Here is a 17,497-nt window from a genome sequence, read left to right on the forward strand (position 1 = left end):
AATCAGCGCTCAACCGCGAGGGCCACGCCCATGCCGCCGCCAATGCAGAGAGTGGCCAGGCCCTTCTTGGCATCACGGCGCTGCATCTCGTGCAGCAGGCTGACCAGGATGCGACAGCCGGACGCGCCGATGGGGTGGCCGATGGCGATCGCACCGCCGTTGACGTTGACCTTGGTGGTGTCCCAGCCAAGCTCCCGGTTCACCGAAATGGCCTGGGCCGCGAAGGCTTCGTTGGCCTCGATCAGATCCAGATCATCCACGCTCCAGCCCGCCAGCTGCAGGCAGCGACGGCTCGCCGGAATCGGGCCGGTGCCCATGATGGTGGGATCAACGCCGGCGTTGGCGTGGGCCCTGATCGTCGCCAGCGGTGTCAGCCCCAGCTCTTTTGCCTTGTCAGCACTGCAGACGATTACCGCGGCGGCGCCATCGTTGAGGGATGACGCGTTGCCCGCCGTCACCGTGCCGTCTTTTTTGAACGCCGGGCGCAGTTTTCCGAGGCCATCGGCGGTGACGCCGTCACGGGGGTTCTCGTCTTTGTCGACCACCAGTGGATCGCCTTTACGCTGTGGAATGCTGACCGGAACAATCTGACCGTCAAAATAGCCGGCACTGCGGGCGGCCACGGCCTTCTGCTGTGAGGCAGCCGCAAATTCATCCTGTTCTTCCCGGCTGATGCCGTATTTATCGACAATGTTCTCGGCGGTCACGCCCATGTGGTAATCGTTGAAGGCATCCCACAGGCCATCCTTGATCATGGTGTCCACCATGTTCCAGTCGCCCATGCGCTGGCCGTTGCGGCTGTTCGGCAACACGTGGGGCGCCTGACTCATGCTCTCCTGGCCGCCGGCAATCATCAGCTCGGCATCGCCGGTGCGAATTGCCTGCACCGCCATATGCACGGCTTTCAGACCCGAACCGCAGACTTTGTTGATGGTCATGGCGGGCACCGAAGCGGGCACGCCGGCGTTGATGGCCGCCTGGCGCGCCGGATTCTGGCCACAGCCGGCAGTGAGCACCTGGCCGAGGACGATCTCATTGATCTGCCCGGCCGGGATGCCGGTTTCCTCCACAAGGGCCTTGATCACCGCCGACCCGAGCTGGTCGGCCCGCAGGCTCGACAGTCCCCCGCCGAAACTGCCCACGGCGGTCCGTTTGGCGGCAACAATGACGACATCACGCATAGGTTTTCTCCGGTTCTGATTACGCGGGATTTGGTGTCCTCGCGCTGGGGAGTCAATGATGCATTCATTGTATCGGAAAGGTGGAGAGCGGCCAAAGCTACGAAAGTCGAGAGGTGCCCCGCCTCCGCTCACTCAGTCTTGGTGCTACATGTTCAGGCTACGACCACCATCAACCGCAATAATCTGACCAGTGATAAAAGGTGCATCACACATCAGAAAGGCAATGGTGCCGGCGATATCGTCGGGGTTGCCGGTTCTGGCCAAGGGGGTTCTGGCCAGAATCGATTGCTGGTGTGATTCATCCACCTCGCCTTCGCCTTCCGGCCAGAGGATCGCGCCCGGGGAAACGCCATTGACGCGAATCGCCGGCGCCAGATCCCTCGCCCAGGAGCGGGTGAGGGCGGCCAGACCGGCCTTGCTGCTGCAGTACAGCGGGTGGTCGGCCAGCGGCTTTTCACTGTAGATATCGATGAGGTTGATAATGGCCCCGCCGGTTTCATGCAGCGCCGTCAGGCAGGCCTGGCCGAGGAAGAACGGCGCCTGCAGGTTGGCACCCATGATGGTGTGCCAGTCGCTCAGGGTCGCGGCCTCGGTGGGGTTGGGGTAGAACACCGAGGCGTTATTCACCAGGCCATCCAACCGACCCCAGGCGGATATTGCCGCGCCGGCCAGAGCGGTCACCTGCTCGGGCTCGCTCAGATCCGCCTGCACCGTCGTTGCAGAGTCCGGACGCTCGCCGTTCAGCCGGTCGGCCAGCGCTTGCGCCTGTTCACTGCGGGAGCGGTAGTGGATCACCACGTTCCAGCCACGGCTGTGCATGACTTCGGCGGTGCGGGCGCCAAGACGATGAGCTGCGCCGGTGATGAGGACAACGGAGGGGGTAGTCATGGCTCAGGCCTGCTGCTGATGGATCAGTGTGGCGATACGTTGCAGACGCTCCTGCCGGATCGCTTCACCCAGCGCCTTGCCCTCGAATCCCTGCGCCAGCAACGCCCTGGCCTCAACGCTGGTGGCGGCCTGTTCGCTGGCCTTGAGCAGCCGGATCAGGCCATGAATCTCCGCGGGCAGTGCGCAGAACAGGGTCGTGAGCAAACGCTGGAACCGCTCCGGGCGTCGCCATGCGTCGGAGCCGTCGAGAATCTCCAACAAGGTGCTCTCATCAACGCCGGCAGTGTCCTGTTGCTGAAGGGTATGACAAAGCTGGCTGGTCAGTCTGGCCAGATCCTGGCAGTCGTTAGGGGCTTTGAGGGCGCGCGCGCGGGCCCGGGTGTCGTCCTCTGGCAGGGGAGAGAGCAGCGCCGCAAAACGGGTGTCGGTGTCATCGCTGCTGTTGCAGGCGCGGCGAAGGGCCGTCAATGCCGCCTTGAAGGTGCCTCCGGGGGCGAGCTCCGGAATCATTACTGCGAGGGCGTTGCAGTCCCGCAGTACCTCAAAGAAGGTGCCGGGCTCGTTTTCATGGAGGGCGCGCTGGATTTCCTGCCAGACCCGTTCGGCGACGAGATGTCTGACCTCGTCGTCTGCCACCATCTGCCGCATCAGCGCCATGGTGTCATCCGCCACCCGGAACCCGATCGGGGCAAGGCGAGCAGCAAAGCGCGCGGTGCGGAGTATGCGCAGCGGGTCCTCGGCAAACGCGGCGGATACGTGCCGCAGCGTCCGGGCGTCGAGATCAGCCCGACCGCTGAAGGGGTCGACCAGGGTGCCGGCTTCGGTGCGAGCCATGGCATTGATGGTCAGGTCGCGGCGGCGCAGGTCGTCTTCGAGAGTGACGTCCGGCGCGCTGTACACAGTAAAACCATGATAGCCCCGACCCGCTTTCCGCTCGGTCCGCGCCAGGGCGTACTCTTCACGGGTCTCGGGGTGCAGGAAGACCGGGAAGTCCGCACCCACCTGCTTGAAACCGCGTTTGAGCATGTCGTCCGGTGTGGCGCCCACCACCACCCAGTCCCGGTCTTTCACTTCGAGACCGAGGAGTTCATCGCGGACCGCGCCGCCCACCAGATAGATATCCATATGCCCGGGAGTGCTCCAATACGGGAAATGTCCGGTGGATTATCGGCGCTGGGCGCGGCCGAGGCAAACCGGCCGCGTTCTGTCAGAACGACGCGCCCAGTTCGATGGCGGCCCCGACCTCCGCATCGCTGAACAACACGCCGATGTCGAGACGGGCGCCAAAGGGCGACAGCCCGACACCGGCGGTGAGCTGGGTTTTCTCTTCTATGCCGTCGTTATTGTCGTTGCTGGCCAGGTTTTGCCGGATACCGGTGCGCAGCTGGGCGTAGCGGAACGCGTCGAATTCAGCGCCCAACGCCAGCCACTGGGTATCATCCTCGTAACCGAACGCCTCCCGTTTGGTCAGGTCGAGCTCGGCGGTCACCACATGGAAAGTACCCCGATGGGCGATGGCGGCCGTTACCATGGGATCCAGTTTCATCTCCCGGCCACGGACGGAGTCGAGGTCCATCGGGATCACGTTACGAACCACGGCGCCGGCATTCCACTGGTTCTGCTCGCCGAACGAATAGGCGGCACCCAGGTCGAAATTGAATCCGCTGTCTTTGGTTTCGTTCTCGTCATCGTCGAAATCGTCATCCTCGAAGTCACCGACAGTCTGAACGTACTCAAAGGTTCGCATCTGGACGTACTTGGGAGAAACGCCCACTTGCAGCTGCTGCCCGTTGGCGAGCTCGAAGCTTTTGGCGAGGCTGATGCCCACTTCCGCAACCGCAGAGGCCAGCACCGTGCCATCGGACGTCAGGTTGTCGCCAATCTCGCGCCCGCCCACCAACGCGTCGATGGTGCCATTTTCAATATCCTCCAGCCGTTGCAGGTCGTCGTTGGTCACGTTTCCGCGAACGGTGGTGCGCAGGCTGGCGCTGGTGAAGAACCCCACGGAGACCGATGACGTGGGAATCGCCACACCGACACCGAAACCGACATCTCCGCGCATGGTGTCGCGATTCAGGTCGCTGAGCTGGTTCCGCAGCGCGCCGGCGGCGTCCTGGGTCCCGGCCACGTCGGCGCGGTTGGCGCTCTGTTCCACGAGCTCAATGGTGTCCTGGATATCATCAATCTGGTCGATGGTTTCTTTGTCATCGGCAAAGCGCACGTTCACCGACGGCAGTATGAGACCGAATTCGTCCACCCACTGGTGATGGTCCGCTGCGAGCATGGCGGGGTTGGCCATGCCGGCCGCCGCCGGCTGGGCCACAGCCACGCCGGTGCCACCCATGGCAAATGAGCGCGAGGACATGAAGGCCTGCGGGCTCGCGAAGGCGGCAGAGGTGGCAATGGAGAGGCCGATGGTAATGGACAGCTTGCTCAGACGATGATCAATCATGTGGCGGTTACCTGTTTGCTCTTGTTATATGGGGGCTCGGTGACACGCCTGTCAGGTTAAAAGAGTTTCCGAGCCCACACACCGGTGAATTAGTAACGGTTTGTTTTCCGGATGTAAATGGCGGTATTTTTTTGCCGCCCGTCCCCGGCGCCTGGGGCGGAAACGGTGTGGCTCGGTGGAGGTCGTTTAGCTAATCAAGGGGTTAGGAAACATGGCGTGATTCTTTCATGGAACAGACAATTGGAGCCCTGAAACGAGACTTTGCGGAGAATGAACATGACCCTGCGCTGGATAGTGGTACCCCTGCTGGCCCTGGCAATGGCAGGCTGCGCCCCGATGGGGAGCCATCAGAAAGGTGACGACCGAGACCGGAAGCTGGATCCGATCACGGTTCGGGTGAGCGGTTTCGGCACCTATGAGGATGTGTCGGGGGATCGCCTGAACACCCGTAAGCGACTGCTGGCAAGGCGTGCCTCCCAGTTGGATGCCTATCGCAATCTGGCTGAGCGAGTGTACGGCACCGTGGTCTATGGCAGCTCTACGGTCAATGACTTTGTGTTGCGCAACGACATGTTCCGCACTTATGTCGACAGCTACATCCGTGGCGCCAAAATGGTGGCGGTGAATGAGCACAGTGATGGGGTGATTGAAACCGTGATGGAGCTGAAGCTGGAGCCGCGGTTCCGCGCCTGTGTTGCCGATGTTTCCGACCGGCAGGTTCAGGATCTGTGCCCGATCCCCATGCCCACAGACAACGACAGCACCGGTGACGTCCAGAGCCGCAGTGTTGATTCGCTGTATTACCTTGACTGACCAAATGCCTGAATGAGTGACCGAATGCCCATGAACGCTGCGCGGATTCTCCTGTTAGTAACCCTGGCAGTTAACCTGCTGGTTTACCCTGTGGCCCAGGCCGTGGTACTGGAAGGCGTGGGCCACGCCACCATCTACAACGGTGATCTGGAGGCGGCGCGGGAGCAGGCGCGCAAGGCGGCCCTGCGCGATGTGTCGCTGCAGTATGAGGCGCAGATCAGTAGTCACGACACCATGGAGAATGGCGTGGTGACCGAATCCCGGGTTCAGGTGGCGTCGTCAGCGCGGGCGAGAGACGCGCGCATCGTGGATGAATACCGCCGTGGTGATTTGCTGCGCGTCACGGTGCGGGCCGACATGTCAGAGGGTGCCAGTTGCGGTGCCGGCGACGCCGCCGACCTGAAAAAGCGGGTGGCGGTCACCGGTTTCCCGATCCTTTATCCGGATCAGGCGCGAGTTGGTCGTATCAGCGATGCCGGCGAAATCTTGCCGCAGCGGTTGCAGGCTGCCCTGCACGAGACCGGGCGCCTGCAGGTCTTCGGCGCTACCACGTCGCGTCTGTTCCAGGATCTGCTCAACGCGCCCACACAACAGGGTTTCGATAACCGCCTCACCAACGTGATCCAGGTAGCGCGTGAAATGGATGTGCAGTTTGTGGTCACCGGCGTGATCCGGGATCTCGGCGTTTCCGATCCTGCCGCGTGGGGGACATCGGTGATTGATCGCATTCAACGGGGGGTGGGTGCCGCCAACCAGAACCGGCGCTTTGTGGCGGACATGATGGTGTTTGACGGATTCAGTGGCGCGTCGATCTACCAGCAACGATTTGCCACGGAAGCGAAATGGGATGCGGGCCCGGGTGCATCAGCGGGTTTTGATTCAGCCGGCTTTGACGAGACGGCTTACGGTCAGGCAGTGGGTAAGGTGATGGCGGACATGGGTTCGGCAGTGCAGGAGGCGCTGACCTGTCAGCCATTTATTACCCGGGTTACCCGGGTCGATGGTAACCGTGTCACGCTGGCATCCGGCGCGACCGCTGGTCTGCGGCCGGGGGATGAGCTGAATCTGTATCGCAGTCAGCGTTTCTTCGACTCGCTTGGCGGGACGCCGGAGCTGTCAGACAGCCAGACCCGGGTGACGCTGCGCAACGTGCACCCGGATTTCAGCAATGGCGAGATGCCGCTGTCGGGCGGCGAGATCAATATTCAGCGAGATGATGTGGCGATTATCTGGTAATCAGGCAACTGCCACCCGGGCAGCCGTGTCGCGAATCTTGCCGACCATGGCCCGCAGGCCGTTGCCGCGGGTCGGCGAGATGTGGCGGAACAGATCCAGCTTCTCGAAGAGCTCGTCGATGTCGGTGGCCAGCAGATCCCGCGGGCTCTTGCCATTCAGGGCCACCAGGATAATAGCGGCCAGGCCGCGCACGATCATTGCGTCGGAATCGATCAACAGAAACAGCTTGCCGCTGTCTTCATCGTAATGATGAGTCAGCCACACCTGGCTCTGGCAGCCGTGCACGTAGTTTTCCTCAATGCGGGCCTGTTCCGGAAACGCGGGTAACTGCTTGCCCAGATCGATGATAAACGCGTAGCGCTCTTCCCAGTCGTCCAGAAACTCGAAGCCGTCCAGCACATCGTCCAGTGTGGTGTCTTTCCCGAGCGGGTTGTTCACGAAAGTGTCTTTGCTGGCGGTCATTTACAGCATTCCCAATTCAAGCTTGGCTTCGTCGGTGAGCATGTCGTTGCTCCAGGGCGGATCGAAGGTCAGTTCCACCGTGACCTTATCCACATTGGGCACGTGCTCGAGCTTGCGGCGGACGTCCTCGGTGATCACCGGGCCCATGCCACAACCGGCGGCCGTCAGGGTCATTCTGACGAAGATGTGGTTGCCTTCCTCGGTCCCGTTCTCGATGTTGCACTCGTAGATCAGGCCGAGATCAACCACGTTGACCGGAATTTCCGGGTCGTAGCAGTTGCGCATGGCTTCCCACACCTGGTTTTCATTGACGGTGCCGTCTTCCGGGGTATCGAAACTGCTTTCCAGCGGCTGCTTGCCGAGGGCATCGGCGTCGTGGCCCTCAATGCGGGCCAGGTTGCCGTTGACCGCCACGGTGAACGTGCCGCCCAGGGACTGGGTGATGGTCACAAAGGTATCCGACGGAATCATGATTTCCGTGCCGGAAGGCACAAGGCGCGCTTCCACCTCGCGTTTGGTCAGGACGACTTCCCGTTCTTGCATGCCTGTTCTGGCCTCGCTGTTTTCAATCTGTGGCGCCGCAGTTTACGCGACAGTAAAGCTCTCACCACAGCCGCACTCGGCCGTGGCGTTGGGATTGCGGAACTGGAACATGGAGTTCACGCCCTCGGTGACAAAGTCGATCTCGATGCCGTTCACCAGCGGCAGGTGCTCTTCCTTCACGAACACGTCCACGCCATCGATATGAAACACCTTGTCGTCAGCGGCGGTGTCTTCCACCCACTGGGTTTCATACTTGAAACCGGAGCAGCCACTCTTCTTGATGGCCAGCCGGATACCCTTGGCGTCCGGCTTTTTATCCAGTTGTTTGCGCACGTGCTTGACGGCGCTGGGGGTCATGGTGACGGCGACCGTCGGGGTGAAGATTTCGGCTGTCATAAGGTCACCTCCATCAGGCAAACAGACGCTGGACTTTCTGCAAGGCGGCGAACAGTTGCTCCACCTCGTCCAACGTATTGTAGAACGCAAAGGAGGCCCGGGCAGTACCGGGAACTCCGTAGAAATCCATCAGCGGCATGGCACAGTGGTGGCCGGTGCGTATGGCGATACCCTGCTGATCCAGCAGCGTGCCGATATCACTGGGGTGCAGGCCGGCAATCTTGAAGGATATCACCGGCACCTTGTGCTTCGCGGTGCCAATGACTTCCATGCCCGGCACGGTTTCCACCAGCTGGTTGGCGCGGTCTAGCAGGGCCTTCTCGGCTGCTTCCATGGCTGGCCGGTTCAGGCCGCCAAGGTAGTCAACCGCCGCGCCAAGGCCAACCGCCTCGGCAATAGCCGGGGTGCCGGCTTCAAATTTGTAGGGCAGGGTGTTCCAGGTGGTGCGCTCGAACGACACCCGCTCGATCATCTCGCCGCCGCCCTGGTACGGGGGCATCTCCTCCAGCAATTGTGCCTTGCCGTAAAGCACTCCGATGCCCGTGGGCCCGAACAGTTTGTGGGCCGAGAACACATAGAAATCGCAGCCCAGTGCCTGCACATCAGGCTGGTAGTGGGGCACCGCCTGGGCGCCATCCAGCAGCGTCACCACGCCGCGTGCCTTGGCCTGTTCGATCAGTGGCGCCACCGGATTGACCGTGCCCAGCACGTTGGATACGTGGGTGATGGCCAGGATGCGAGTGCGATCGTTGAGCAGGCTGTTGAACGAGTCCAGATCCAGCTCACCTTCCGGTGTGACCTGAATGGGCACCACTTTCGCGCCGGTGCGCTCGGCGATCATCTGCCAGGGCACGATGTTGGCGTGGTGCTCCATATGGCTCACCAGGATTTCGTCACCCGCCTTCAGGCGCGGGGCCAGGCCGTTGGCCACCAGGTTGATCGCCTCGGTGGTCCCGCGGGTCCAGATGATCTCTCTGGTACTTTCCGCGTTCAGGAAGCCGCGCACGGTTTCCCGGGCACCTTCAAACGCCGCCGTGGCCCGGTCGCCCAGGGTATGGGCGCCCCGGTGAACGTTGGAGTGCATTTCCCGGTAATAACGGTCCATGGCATCCAGCACCGCCGTCGGTTTCTGGGCGGAAGCACCGTTATCCAGATACACCAGCGGCTTGCCGTTCACCTGTTGTGACAGGATCGGAAAGTCACGGCGAATGGCGTCTACGTCAAACGCGGATTGGTGTGCTGTTCTTGCCACGGACAGGTCGGTCATAACCGGTTACGCCCCCTCGAAAGTCTGGTCGAAGAACTGGTTCAGCCGGGCCTGGGCGGTCTCCCGTACCTGTGCCACCGGAATCTGCTCAACCAGTTCGTTGATAAAGGCCATGGTCAGCAATACGTTGGCTTCCCGCCGGCCGATGCCACGAGACACCAGATAGAACAACGAAACCTCATCGAGCTGGCCGATGGTGGCGCCGTGAGCGCATTTGACGTCATCGGCGTAAATTTCCAGCTCCGGCTTGGTGTCGATCTCTGCGCCATTGGACAGCAGCAGGTTCTTGTTGTTCATGTCCGCATTGGACTTCTGGGCATCCTGATGGATATGGATGCGGCCATTGAACACCGCGTGGGACTGGTCCGCTGCAATATTGCGATAGGTTTCCTCGCTGTTGCAGTGGGCGGCCACATGTTCGATGGTGGTGTGGTTGTCGTAATGCTGTTTGCCCTGGGTAACCACCACGCCGTTGAGTTTGCACTCGGCGCCTTCACCTTCCAGACGAACCTGCAGGTCGTGCCGGCGCAGCGGACCGCCAAAGCCGACGCAGTGGCTCTCGAAGCGTGAGCTGCGCTGCTGACGAACACCGGTGGCACCGATGTGCTGCACGTTCTCGCCTTCCGTGTTGAGGCGAATGCTGGTGACGTTGGCGCCGTCGGCCAGGGCGAGCTCGGTGACGGTATTGACCATGACCGACTCGCTGCCACTGGAGATGTACTCCTCCACCAGGGTGATCTGGCTGTTGCGGCCGGCTTCCACGAAGATGCGCGGGTACGCCGAACCGCTGGCGTCCGCGGTGACTTCGTGAACGATGAACAGCGGTTGCTCCAGCACGGCGTCTGCTGCGAGCCGGATCAGCAGGCCATCCTCGAAGCGGGCAGAGTTCAGCCGCGCCATCTGCACAGCGTTGTTGTCGAGCGTGCTGTCCATACGCTCGGCGAGGGTGGTGGCGGTGTCGTCATCCAGGTCGCTGAAGCGCTCGATGGTGATGCCACTGAGGTCCGGGTATTCACTGGCTTCCGGCATCATCACGCCGTTCAGGAATACGACCTTGTAGCCCGGCACGGCCAGGCTGCTGCCCGATTTGCGATCCGCCGGCAGCGAAATGGCTATCTCGTCGGTCAGCTTCAGGTACTTGCTGGAGTACTTCCAGTTTTCGGTTTTTCGGGTTGGCAGAGGCATATCCACCAACGCCGTGCCCCGTTGCTTGCGCAGCGCCAGCAGCGGCTCAGGCAGCGATTGCCCGGCCGGATGGAGGAACGCGGCGGATAAGGTTGGTGCTGATTTCATTCCGCTCTCCCTCAGTTGGCTGAGTTGGCTGCTTCTTCGTCTTTGATGCCGAGCCAGCCGTAACCGCGCTCTTCCAGCTCCAGGGCCAGCTCTCGGCCGCCGGATTTGACGATCCTGCCGCCGGCCAGAACGTGCACGTAGTCCGGCACGATGTGGTTGAGCAGGCGCTGGTAATGGGTCACCATCAGGATGGCGCGGTCCTCGGCCCGCAGTGCGTTGACGCCGTTGGACACTACCTGCAGGGCGTCGATGTCGAGGCCGGAATCGGTTTCATCCAGGATCGCCAGCTTCGGCTGCAGCAGCAGGGCCTGCATGATCTCGTTGCGCTTCTTCTCGCCACCCGAGAAGCCTTCGTTCACGCCGCGCTTGAGAAACGCCGGGTCCAGGTCCACCTGTTTGGACACGTCTTTGGCCAGCTTCATGAACTCGGCGGCGTTCATTTCGCCTTCGCCCTTGTGCTGACGCATGGCGTTCACCGCAGTGCGCAGGAACTGCAGGTTGCTGACCCCGGGAATCTCCACCGGATACTGGAACGCCAGGAAGATGCCCTCGCGGGCACGCTCTTCGGTTTCCAGCTCCAGCAGATTTTCACCGTTCAGGGTGACTTCACCTTCGGTCACCTCAAATGCTTCGTTGCCTGCCAGCACCTGGGACAGGGTGCTCTTACCGGAGCCATTGGGGCCCATGATGGCGTGAACTTCCCCGGCCTTGATCTCCAGGTTGATGCCCTTGAGGATTTCTTTGCCCTCGACGGAGGCGTGCAGGTTCTTGATGCTGAGCATTTGTCGGATTCTCTCTTCTCTGAACAGTATGAATTCGTTTATCTGCCAATAAGGTGCAGCGGCCGTTAACCCACCGAGCCTTCAAGGCTCACTTCGAGCAGCTTGCCGGCTTCCACGGCGAACTCCATGGGCAGCTCCTTGAACACTTCCTTGCAGAAGCCGTTCACGATCATGGAAACCGCCTGTTCCGGTTCGATGCCGCGCTGGCGGCAGAGGAACATCTGTTCATCGCTGACCTTGGAGGTGGTGGCCTCGTGCTCGACGATGGCGGATTTATTCTTGCTCTCGATGTACGGGAAGGTGTGGGCACCACAGCGATCACCGATCAACAGTGAGTCGCACTGGGTGAAGTTGCGGGCACCCTCGGCTCCCGGGCCGAATTTCACCAGGCCACGGTAGGCGTTGGAGCTCTTTCCGGCAGAAATACCCTTGGAGATGATGGTGCTGGAGGTGTTCTTGCCCAGGTGAATCATCTTGGTGCCGGTGTCGGCCTGCTGGAAATTGTTGGTCAGCGCTACGGAATAGAACTCGCCGACGCTGTTGTCGCCCCGCAGCACGCAGCTGGGATACTTCCAGGTAACGGCCGAGCCGGTTTCCACCTGGGTCCAGGAAATCTTGGAATTCTTGCCAATGCAGGCGCCGCGCTTGGTGACAAAGTTGAAGATGCCACCCTTGCCGTTCTCGTCTCCCGGGTACCAGTTCTGCACCGTGGAATACTTGATCTGGGCATCGTCCAGTGCCACCAGTTCGACCACCGCCGCGTGCAGCTGGTTTTCGTCGCGCATCGGTGCGGTGCAACCTTCCAGGTAGCTGACGTAGCTGCTGTCTTCAGCAATGATCAAGGTGCGTTCGAACTGGCCGGTGTTGGCCGCGTTGATGCGGAAATAGGTGGACAGCTCCATCGGGCAGCGCACGCCCTTGGGCACATAGACAAAGGTGCCATCGGAGAACACCGCCGAGTTCAGGGCAGCGAAGAAGTTGTCGCCGTGGGGAACCACGGTGCCCAGGTACTTCTGCACCAGTTCCGGATAATCACGGACCGCTTCGGAGATGGAGCAGAAAATCACACCGGCTTTGGCCAGCGGCTCCTTGAAGGTGGTGGCGACGGACACGGAATCGAACACCGCATCCACGGCCACGCCTGCCAGCTTCTCGCGCTCATGCAGGGGAATGCCCAGTTTCTCGTAGGTCTTCAGCAGCTCGGGATCCACTTCATCCAGGCTCTGGGGCATATCTTCTTTGCGCTTGGGCGCGGAGTAGTAGGAGATGGAGTTGTAATCCACCTTGGGGTAGCCCACGTGCGCCCAGTCTGGCTCGTCCATTTCGAGCCAGCGACGGTAAGCTTTCAGGCGCCATTCCAGCATCCACTCCGGCTCTTTCTTGATCGCAGAAAGGCGGGCGATTACGTCTTCGTTCAGGCCGGGTTCGAACGTGTCGGATTCGATTTCAGTAATGAAACCGTGTTCGTATTCCCGTTTGATCAGCTCGTTCACCTCTTTATCGGTGGTCGCCATGATCGTCGCTCCGTATCTCTCATCGTGGGCGCAGGGCCCTTGGTGTCGCCGGCAGCATCGCTGTTGGAACTGTCGGGCGGATGTCATCAGTTCAGGTGTTGCAGTGGTCGCTCATCCTGTGAGTACGCCCTGCAATCGCTTTTTGGATGACGGATTGTGATGTGCCCGATGTCCGCAAGGGGTCATTCGACGGGCTGAATCCGTTGCTTCTGGGCAGCGATTATACAATACCAGAGTAAAATAGTCAGGTATTAAATCGTGCGTGCGCTGATTATACCTTAATCGGCCCTTGGGGCACTAAGTGCTGGCTACCAGGTCTTGTCTCCCGGGCATTCTGCAACCTTGCTGAAATGGTTGCCGGTTAATGTCAGCGGTTTGTGAGTGCAACGTTGATCGAGCGCAAAAGTCGTATTGATTGTTTTCGGCTAACATGTGTACGCTCTGTTCATTGGCTTAGTGGGCCACAGGCCCGGTTGAGGAGGTATCAGGCATGGCATCAAAGCCTCTGGCGCCAGAGGTGGTGCGGGTTTCGCTGAGTGTCCGGGTGAGTTCCCTGATCAGCGTGCAACTTGCCCGCGGCAAGGTTGGTGTGGAAGTGGTGGCGTCGCAGCTGAACATGAGTCGGTACACGCTGCACAAAAAACTGAAACGTGAGGGGCTGACCTTCGCCCGCTTGCTGGAGGACGTTCGCCGCAAGCAGGCGCTGTCTTACATGCAGGACAAAACCAAGCCGCTGGTGGAAATTGCCGAGCAGCTCGGGTTTTCGGAGTTGAGCGCATTCAGCCGGGCTTTCAAGCGCTGGATGGGAACATCCCCGGCTGAATACCGTTCGGTCAGGCTGTCCTGAGCCGCCTCAGAATTTCCTGAACACCAGGGTGGCGTTGGTGCCACCGAAACCGAAGCTGTTGCTCATCACCAGGTTCAGGTTCTGATTGTCCATGCGCTCCCGCACGATCGGGTAGCCTTCGGCGCCCTCATCCAGGGTCTGAATGTTGGCCGACGGCGCAATGAAGCCTTCCCGCAGCATGAGCAGGCTGTAAATCGCCTCGTGCACACCCGCCGCGCCGAGGGCGTGGCCGCACAGGGGTTTGGTGGAGCTCAGCGGTGGAATCCTGTCGCCGAAGGTATCCCGCAGCGCTTTCAGCTCGGTCACATCGCCGGCGGGTGTACTGGTGCCGTGCGTGTTGATGTAATCGATGTCGCCGTCCAGGCCCTTCATCGCCTGCTGCATGCAGCGCACAGCGCCTTCACCGCTTGGCGCGACCATGTCGGCGCCGTCAGAGGTGGCGCCGAATCCGACGAGCTCCGCCAGAATGTTTGCGCCCCGCGCTTCCGCGTGTTCCAGGGCTTCCAGTGCCAGCACGCCGCCACCGCCCGAGATCACAAAGCCATCCCGGTCGGCGTCGTAGGTCCTTGATGCCAGTTCCGGGGTGTCGTTGTACTTGGTAGACAACGCACCCATGGCGTCAAACAGCAGGCTCAGGGTCCAGTGAATGTCTTCACCACCGCCGGCGAACATCACGTTCTGGCGACCCAGCGCGATCTGGTCGGCGGCATGGCCGATGGAATGCGCGCTGGTGGCACAGGCCGAGGTGATGCCGTAGTTGATGCCGCGAATACCGAAACCGGTCGCGATCGAGGCGTTGATGGCGCTACCCATGGTGCGTGGCACGCGATAGGGACCAACACGGCGAATGCCGCGCTCGCGGTGGGTGTCGATGGAATCGAGCAGTTCCACGGTCGAGGCGCCGCCCTGACCGAAGATGATGCCGGTGGTGTCCGCCTTGATGTGCTCGTCGGTCAGGCCGGCCTGCTCGATGGCTTCGAGCATGGCCAGGTAGGTGTAGCCGGAGGCCGGGCACATGAAGCGCCAGAGTTTGCGATCAATCAGTTCCTTGAGATCCAGATTGATCTGGCCGCACACGTGGCTGCGAAGGCCGTTATCGCGGGCCTCCTCACTGAAGCCAATGCCGGAGCGCGACTCTTTCAGGGACTGGGAAACTTCTTTCTGGTTGGTGCCAAGGCTGGAGACAATCCCCATGCCGGTAACGACAACACGACGCATCTTGTGAGCTCCTAAAAATCATCGGTGGATGTGAACAGGCCTACCCGCAGGTCTTTGGCGGTGTAGATTTCCTTGCCATCCACTTCCATGCGGCCATCGGCGATGGCCATGGTCAGTTTACGCTTGATCAGGCGTTTGATGTCCAGGTAGTAGCGCACCTTCTTGTTGGTGGGCAGTACCTGGCCGAAGAATTTCACTTCTCCGGCACCCAGTGCCCGACCCTTGCCCTCGCCGCCGGACCAGGCCAGATAGAACCCTACCAGCTGCCACATGGCGTCGAGCCCAAGGCACCCTGGCATCACCGGATCACTCTGGAAATGGACCCGGAAGAACCACAGGTCCGGATCGATATCCAGTTCCGCCACCAGGCTGCCTTTGCCGTAGAGGCCATCGCCCGCGCCCACGTGGGTGATGCGGTCCACCATCAGCATTTCGTCAATAGGCAGTCGCATCGCGCCGGGAAACAACTGGCCGTGACCACACTTGATGAGGTCTTCTTTGTCGAAGTGGTCGGGGTACTGTTCTGGGGGCATTGTGCGGTTATCCCTGTTACAAAATGGTTTCTTATACTGTAGCGGGAAATTTGCGGATGGGTATTGACCATTAGTTGATGATTGCCGCCGCGGAGCAACGGGGTCAAGGAAATACCATACCCCAGTCTCGCCAACTGTGCGTACAATGCGGCTATCGTTTTGATCCACAACGGAAGGACCTATGAGCACATACATGATACTCAAAAGCCTGCACATGACCACGGCTTACCTCACCGTGGTACTGCTCGCACTGCGGCTGCTGCTGGATGCGGTAGGCAAACCTAACTGGCGGCAGACGCCATTGCGCTGGATTCCCCATGCCAACGACACCGTGCTGCTGGTGGCAGCTATCAGTCTGATCTTTGTGACTCCGTGGATGCCGTTTGTTCACGGCTGGGTGACGGCCAAGATCTTCCTGCTGGTGGGTTACATTGTGGCGGGTGTGTTTGCGCTGAAACAGACCAAAAGCCTGCCGGTGCGCCTGACTGCCACGGTCCTGGCGTTCATTCAGGTGATGGCGATATTCCATCTGGCCATTGCCAAGCCGTTCTGAGCACCGCCTGCGTGATCGGTCATCCGGGGGCCGGCTAGCGGTCCCCCGGTTTCTTCGCCATCTGTTCGCTCAGTATCTGCAACTGCTCCTGCACCGCTTTTAACTGACGGGCGATCTCATCTCTCTCGTCATGGGCCTCTTGCGCCTGTTTGGCGTTCTGCTCCTCGCTCATCACTTCCAGAATGGCGCCAATCATCATATTCAGGAACACGAACGCGGTCAGGAAAATAAAGGTCAGGTAGTAGATCCAGCTGAGCGGGTAGTGCTCCATGGTTGCATACATCACATCCGTCCAGTCTTCGAACGTGGCAACTCTGAACAGGGTGAGCATGGCGATGGACACATCGCCCCACAGCACTTCATCCACCCTGGCAAAAAACATCGAACCCATGGCCGCGTAGATGTAGAAAATAATAAACATCAGCAGCACGATATAGCCCATGCGCGGGATGGCCTTGAGCAGAGAGTTGATCAGGAAACGCAACTCCGGCACCACCGAGACCAGTCGCAACACCCGGAATACCCGAAGCAGGCGACCCAGCAACACCGCTTCCGAATTATCCAGCGGAATCAGACTGCCGATGACCACCAGGGTATCGAACAGATTCCAGCCATCGAGCAGGAAGCGCTTCTTGTCCTGGCATACCCCGAAGCGAAAGAGAATTTCCATCAGGAAGAAGAGCGTGATGGCGTTGTCCAGGAGGCTGAGACTCTGCTCGATCAGCGGCGGCATATCGTAGGTCTTGGCGCCGATGGTCAGGGCAGACAGGATGATAATGGCGATGACGGCGCCCTGGAACAGCTTGCTGGCTTCAATGCGGCGCAGTTGCTCAAAACCGGATACAGGACTCAATTCTGACGACATGGTGAACAAGAGCTCCAGAGATTGCGGGCGAGGGGGTAGAATTTTATCGGCCCCGGACCGGATTGGATAGATCCACCTCTGATCAGCGATCGGCCAGCAGGATGGCCCACTGATCTTCGGTGACCGGCATCACCGAGAGTCGGTTCCCCTTCTTGACCAACGGCAGTCCTTCCAGTCCCGGGCGAAGCTTTATCGAGTCAAGAGCCAGCAGGCGTGGCAGTTTGCTGACAAACGCCATATCAACCGCCTGCCAGCGAGGCTGGTCTGGTGCGCTCCTGGAATCGTAATACCGTGAGTCCGGATCAAACTGTGTCGGGTCCGTATAAGCGGGCTCCACCACCTTGACGACACCGGCAATACCGATGTGTTTGCAACTGGAGTGGTAAACCAGCACCTGGTCGCCGACCTGCATTTGCCGGAGGAAATTCCTGGCCTGATAATTGCGAACTCCATCCCATGGGATGGTTTGCCCGCTGGCATTGGCGAAATCGTCAATGCTGCACTCCGATGGTTCTGTTTTTACCAGCCATTTGGGCATGCCGGGGTCCTCGATCGAGTTCATGTCAGTTCGGGCAGGCAATGGAGTGGTGGACGGCCCAAGGCATCGATATGGCTCGGGGATTATCACTGTTTATGCGCGTCGATCAGTAATAT

At 60.4% G+C, this 17,497-nt stretch carries 19 protein-coding genes; 4 read left to right on the forward strand and 15 right to left on the reverse strand.

Features of this window, described 5'->3' with window-relative positions:
• Positions 1–2: 2 nt before the first annotated feature.
• The 4 genes from R0125_RS02110 to traF all read right to left on the reverse strand — a co-directional run bounded on the left by R0125_RS02110 (position 3) and on the right by traF (position 4,521).
• Positions 3–1,181 (reverse strand): acetyl-CoA C-acetyltransferase, encoded by a 1,179-nt coding sequence (locus tag R0125_RS02110; RefSeq protein WP_317236959.1) that lies wholly within the window; start codon positions 1,179–1,181, stop codon positions 3–5.
• 144 nt (positions 1,182–1,325) lie between these two features.
• Positions 1,326–2,069, reverse strand: a complete 744-nt coding sequence (locus tag R0125_RS02115; RefSeq protein WP_317236960.1) for a pteridine reductase — start codon at positions 2,067–2,069, stop codon at positions 1,326–1,328.
• Positions 2,070–2,072: 3 nt separating this feature from the next.
• Positions 2,073–3,194 (reverse strand): multifunctional CCA tRNA nucleotidyl transferase/2'3'-cyclic phosphodiesterase/2'nucleotidase/phosphatase, encoded by a 1,122-nt coding sequence (locus R0125_RS02120; RefSeq protein ID WP_317236961.1) that lies wholly within the window; start codon positions 3,192–3,194, stop codon positions 2,073–2,075.
• A gap of 82 nt (positions 3,195–3,276) precedes the next feature.
• The gene (gene traF / locus R0125_RS02125; protein WP_317236962.1) at positions 3,277–4,521 is read right to left on the reverse strand and encodes a conjugal transfer protein TraF; all 1,245 of its coding nucleotides are present in this window, start codon (positions 4,519–4,521) and stop codon (positions 3,277–3,279) included.
• Positions 4,522–4,797: 276 nt separating this feature from the next.
• Between traF and R0125_RS02130 the strand changes: the two genes are divergently transcribed.
• Positions 4,798–5,334: an LPP20 family lipoprotein gene (locus tag R0125_RS02130; protein WP_248182317.1), complete on the forward strand. Its 537-nt coding sequence runs from the start codon at positions 4,798–4,800 to the stop codon at positions 5,332–5,334.
• Between the two features lie 30 nt (positions 5,335–5,364).
• Entirely contained in the window at positions 5,365–6,570 is a 1,206-nt protein-coding gene (locus R0125_RS02135) for a flagellar assembly protein T N-terminal domain-containing protein (protein ID WP_410797586.1), read from the forward strand.
• Here the strand turns inward: R0125_RS02135 and R0125_RS02140 are convergent, their stop codons facing one another.
• The 7 genes from R0125_RS02140 to sufB all read right to left on the reverse strand — a co-directional run bounded on the left by R0125_RS02140 (position 6,571) and on the right by sufB (position 12,827).
• Entirely contained in the window at positions 6,571–7,032 is a 462-nt protein-coding gene (locus R0125_RS02140; protein ID WP_248182315.1) for a SufE family protein, read from the reverse strand.
• A complete protein-coding gene (gene sufT, locus R0125_RS02145; protein ID WP_248182313.1) occupies positions 7,033–7,575 on the reverse strand; it encodes a putative Fe-S cluster assembly protein SufT in 543 nt (180 codons plus the stop codon).
• Positions 7,576–7,617: 42 nt separating this feature from the next.
• Positions 7,618–7,971 (reverse strand): iron-sulfur cluster assembly accessory protein, encoded by a 354-nt coding sequence (locus tag R0125_RS02150; protein WP_317236964.1) that lies wholly within the window; start codon positions 7,969–7,971, stop codon positions 7,618–7,620.
• A gap of 13 nt (positions 7,972–7,984) precedes the next feature.
• Positions 7,985–9,238 carry an aminotransferase class V-fold PLP-dependent enzyme gene (locus tag R0125_RS02155; RefSeq protein ID WP_248182310.1) on the reverse strand — a complete coding sequence of 418 codons (1,254 nt, stop codon included), beginning with the start codon at positions 9,236–9,238 and terminating at the stop codon, positions 7,985–7,987.
• A gap of 6 nt (positions 9,239–9,244) precedes the next feature.
• Positions 9,245–10,531, reverse strand: coding sequence for a Fe-S cluster assembly protein SufD (sufD, locus tag R0125_RS02160; RefSeq protein ID WP_248182309.1), 1,287 nt, complete (start codon positions 10,529–10,531; stop codon positions 9,245–9,247).
• A gap of 11 nt (positions 10,532–10,542) precedes the next feature.
• Positions 10,543–11,313 carry a Fe-S cluster assembly ATPase SufC gene (sufC, locus tag R0125_RS02165; protein WP_317236965.1) on the reverse strand — a complete coding sequence of 257 codons (771 nt, stop codon included), beginning with the start codon at positions 11,311–11,313 and terminating at the stop codon, positions 10,543–10,545.
• Positions 11,314–11,378: 65 nt separating this feature from the next.
• Entirely contained in the window at positions 11,379–12,827 is a 1,449-nt protein-coding gene (gene sufB, locus R0125_RS02170; protein ID WP_248182307.1) for a Fe-S cluster assembly protein SufB, read from the reverse strand.
• Between the two features lie 490 nt (positions 12,828–13,317).
• Here sufB and R0125_RS02175 point away from each other — a divergent pair, with 490 nt between their 5' ends.
• Positions 13,318–13,674 carry a helix-turn-helix transcriptional regulator gene (locus tag R0125_RS02175; protein ID WP_248182306.1) on the forward strand — a complete coding sequence of 119 codons (357 nt, stop codon included), beginning with the start codon at positions 13,318–13,320 and terminating at the stop codon, positions 13,672–13,674.
• Between the two features lie 6 nt (positions 13,675–13,680).
• Here the strand turns inward: R0125_RS02175 and fabB are convergent, their stop codons facing one another.
• Both fabB and fabA read right to left on the reverse strand, forming a co-directional pair.
• A complete protein-coding gene (fabB, locus tag R0125_RS02180; RefSeq protein ID WP_317236966.1) occupies positions 13,681–14,892 on the reverse strand; it encodes a beta-ketoacyl-ACP synthase I in 1,212 nt (403 codons plus the stop codon).
• An 11-nt stretch (positions 14,893–14,903) separates the two neighbouring features.
• A complete protein-coding gene (gene fabA, locus R0125_RS02185; RefSeq protein ID WP_248182302.1) occupies positions 14,904–15,425 on the reverse strand; it encodes a bifunctional 3-hydroxydecanoyl-ACP dehydratase/trans-2-decenoyl-ACP isomerase in 522 nt (173 codons plus the stop codon).
• 181 nt (positions 15,426–15,606) lie between these two features.
• Between fabA and R0125_RS02190 the strand changes: the two genes are divergently transcribed.
• The gene (locus tag R0125_RS02190; RefSeq protein ID WP_248182300.1) at positions 15,607–15,978 is read left to right on the forward strand and encodes a SirB2 family protein; all 372 of its coding nucleotides are present in this window, start codon (positions 15,607–15,609) and stop codon (positions 15,976–15,978) included.
• A 34-nt stretch (positions 15,979–16,012) separates the two neighbouring features.
• On the opposite strand, the gene R0125_RS02195 is transcribed toward R0125_RS02190, so the two are convergent.
• On the reverse strand, positions 16,013–16,843 hold the full coding sequence (locus tag R0125_RS02195) for an ion transporter (protein WP_248182298.1): 831 nt from the start codon (positions 16,841–16,843) through the stop codon (positions 16,013–16,015).
• Between the two features lie 82 nt (positions 16,844–16,925).
• Positions 16,926–17,381 carry an EVE domain-containing protein gene (locus tag R0125_RS02200; protein ID WP_248182400.1) on the reverse strand — a complete coding sequence of 152 codons (456 nt, stop codon included), beginning with the start codon at positions 17,379–17,381 and terminating at the stop codon, positions 16,926–16,928.
• Between the last annotated feature and the right edge of the window lie 116 nt (positions 17,382–17,497).

This window comes from Marinobacter sp. M-5 (assembly GCF_032911545.1).
Taxonomy (GTDB): Bacteria; Pseudomonadota; Gammaproteobacteria; order Pseudomonadales; family Oleiphilaceae; genus Marinobacter; species Marinobacter goseongensis.

Excerpts from the sequence above, each read along its gene's own strand:
- R0125_RS02110 (WP_317236959.1), bottom strand. The coding sequence starts at position 1,181 with ATGCGTGATGTCGTCATTGTTGCCGCCAAACGGACCGCCGTGGGCAGT.
- R0125_RS02115 (WP_317236960.1), bottom strand. The coding sequence starts at position 2,069 with ATGACTACCCCCTCCGTTGTCCTCATCACCGGCGCAGCTCATCGTCTT.
- R0125_RS02120 (WP_317236961.1), bottom strand. The coding sequence starts at position 3,194 with ATGGATATCTATCTGGTGGGCGGCGCGGTCCGCGATGAACTCCTCGGT.
- traF (WP_317236962.1), bottom strand. The coding sequence starts at position 4,521 with ATGATTGATCATCGTCTGAGCAAGCTGTCCATTACCATCGGCCTCTCC.
- R0125_RS02130 (WP_248182317.1), top strand. The coding sequence starts at position 4,798 with ATGACCCTGCGCTGGATAGTGGTACCCCTGCTGGCCCTGGCAATGGCA.
- R0125_RS02135 (WP_410797586.1), top strand. The coding sequence starts at position 5,365 with ATGAACGCTGCGCGGATTCTCCTGTTAGTAACCCTGGCAGTTAACCTG.
- R0125_RS02140 (WP_248182315.1), bottom strand. The coding sequence starts at position 7,032 with ATGACCGCCAGCAAAGACACTTTCGTGAACAACCCGCTCGGGAAAGAC.
- sufT (WP_248182313.1), bottom strand. The coding sequence starts at position 7,575 with ATGCAAGAACGGGAAGTCGTCCTGACCAAACGCGAGGTGGAAGCGCGC.
- R0125_RS02150 (WP_317236964.1), bottom strand. The coding sequence starts at position 7,971 with ATGACAGCCGAAATCTTCACCCCGACGGTCGCCGTCACCATGACCCCC.
- R0125_RS02155 (WP_248182310.1), bottom strand. The coding sequence starts at position 9,238 with ATGACCGACCTGTCCGTGGCAAGAACAGCACACCAATCCGCGTTTGAC.
- sufD (WP_248182309.1), bottom strand. The coding sequence starts at position 10,531 with ATGAAATCAGCACCAACCTTATCCGCCGCGTTCCTCCATCCGGCCGGG.
- sufC (WP_317236965.1), bottom strand. The coding sequence starts at position 11,313 with ATGCTCAGCATCAAGAACCTGCACGCCTCCGTCGAGGGCAAAGAAATC.
- sufB (WP_248182307.1), bottom strand. The coding sequence starts at position 12,827 with ATGGCGACCACCGATAAAGAGGTGAACGAGCTGATCAAACGGGAATAC.
- R0125_RS02175 (WP_248182306.1), top strand. The coding sequence starts at position 13,318 with ATGGCATCAAAGCCTCTGGCGCCAGAGGTGGTGCGGGTTTCGCTGAGT.
- fabB (WP_317236966.1), bottom strand. The coding sequence starts at position 14,892 with ATGCGTCGTGTTGTCGTTACCGGCATGGGGATTGTCTCCAGCCTTGGC.
- fabA (WP_248182302.1), bottom strand. The coding sequence starts at position 15,425 with ATGCCCCCAGAACAGTACCCCGACCACTTCGACAAAGAAGACCTCATC.
- R0125_RS02190 (WP_248182300.1), top strand. The coding sequence starts at position 15,607 with ATGAGCACATACATGATACTCAAAAGCCTGCACATGACCACGGCTTAC.
- R0125_RS02195 (WP_248182298.1), bottom strand. The coding sequence starts at position 16,843 with ATGTCGTCAGAATTGAGTCCTGTATCCGGTTTTGAGCAACTGCGCCGC.
- R0125_RS02200 (WP_248182400.1), bottom strand. The coding sequence starts at position 17,381 with ATGCCCAAATGGCTGGTAAAAACAGAACCATCGGAGTGCAGCATTGAC.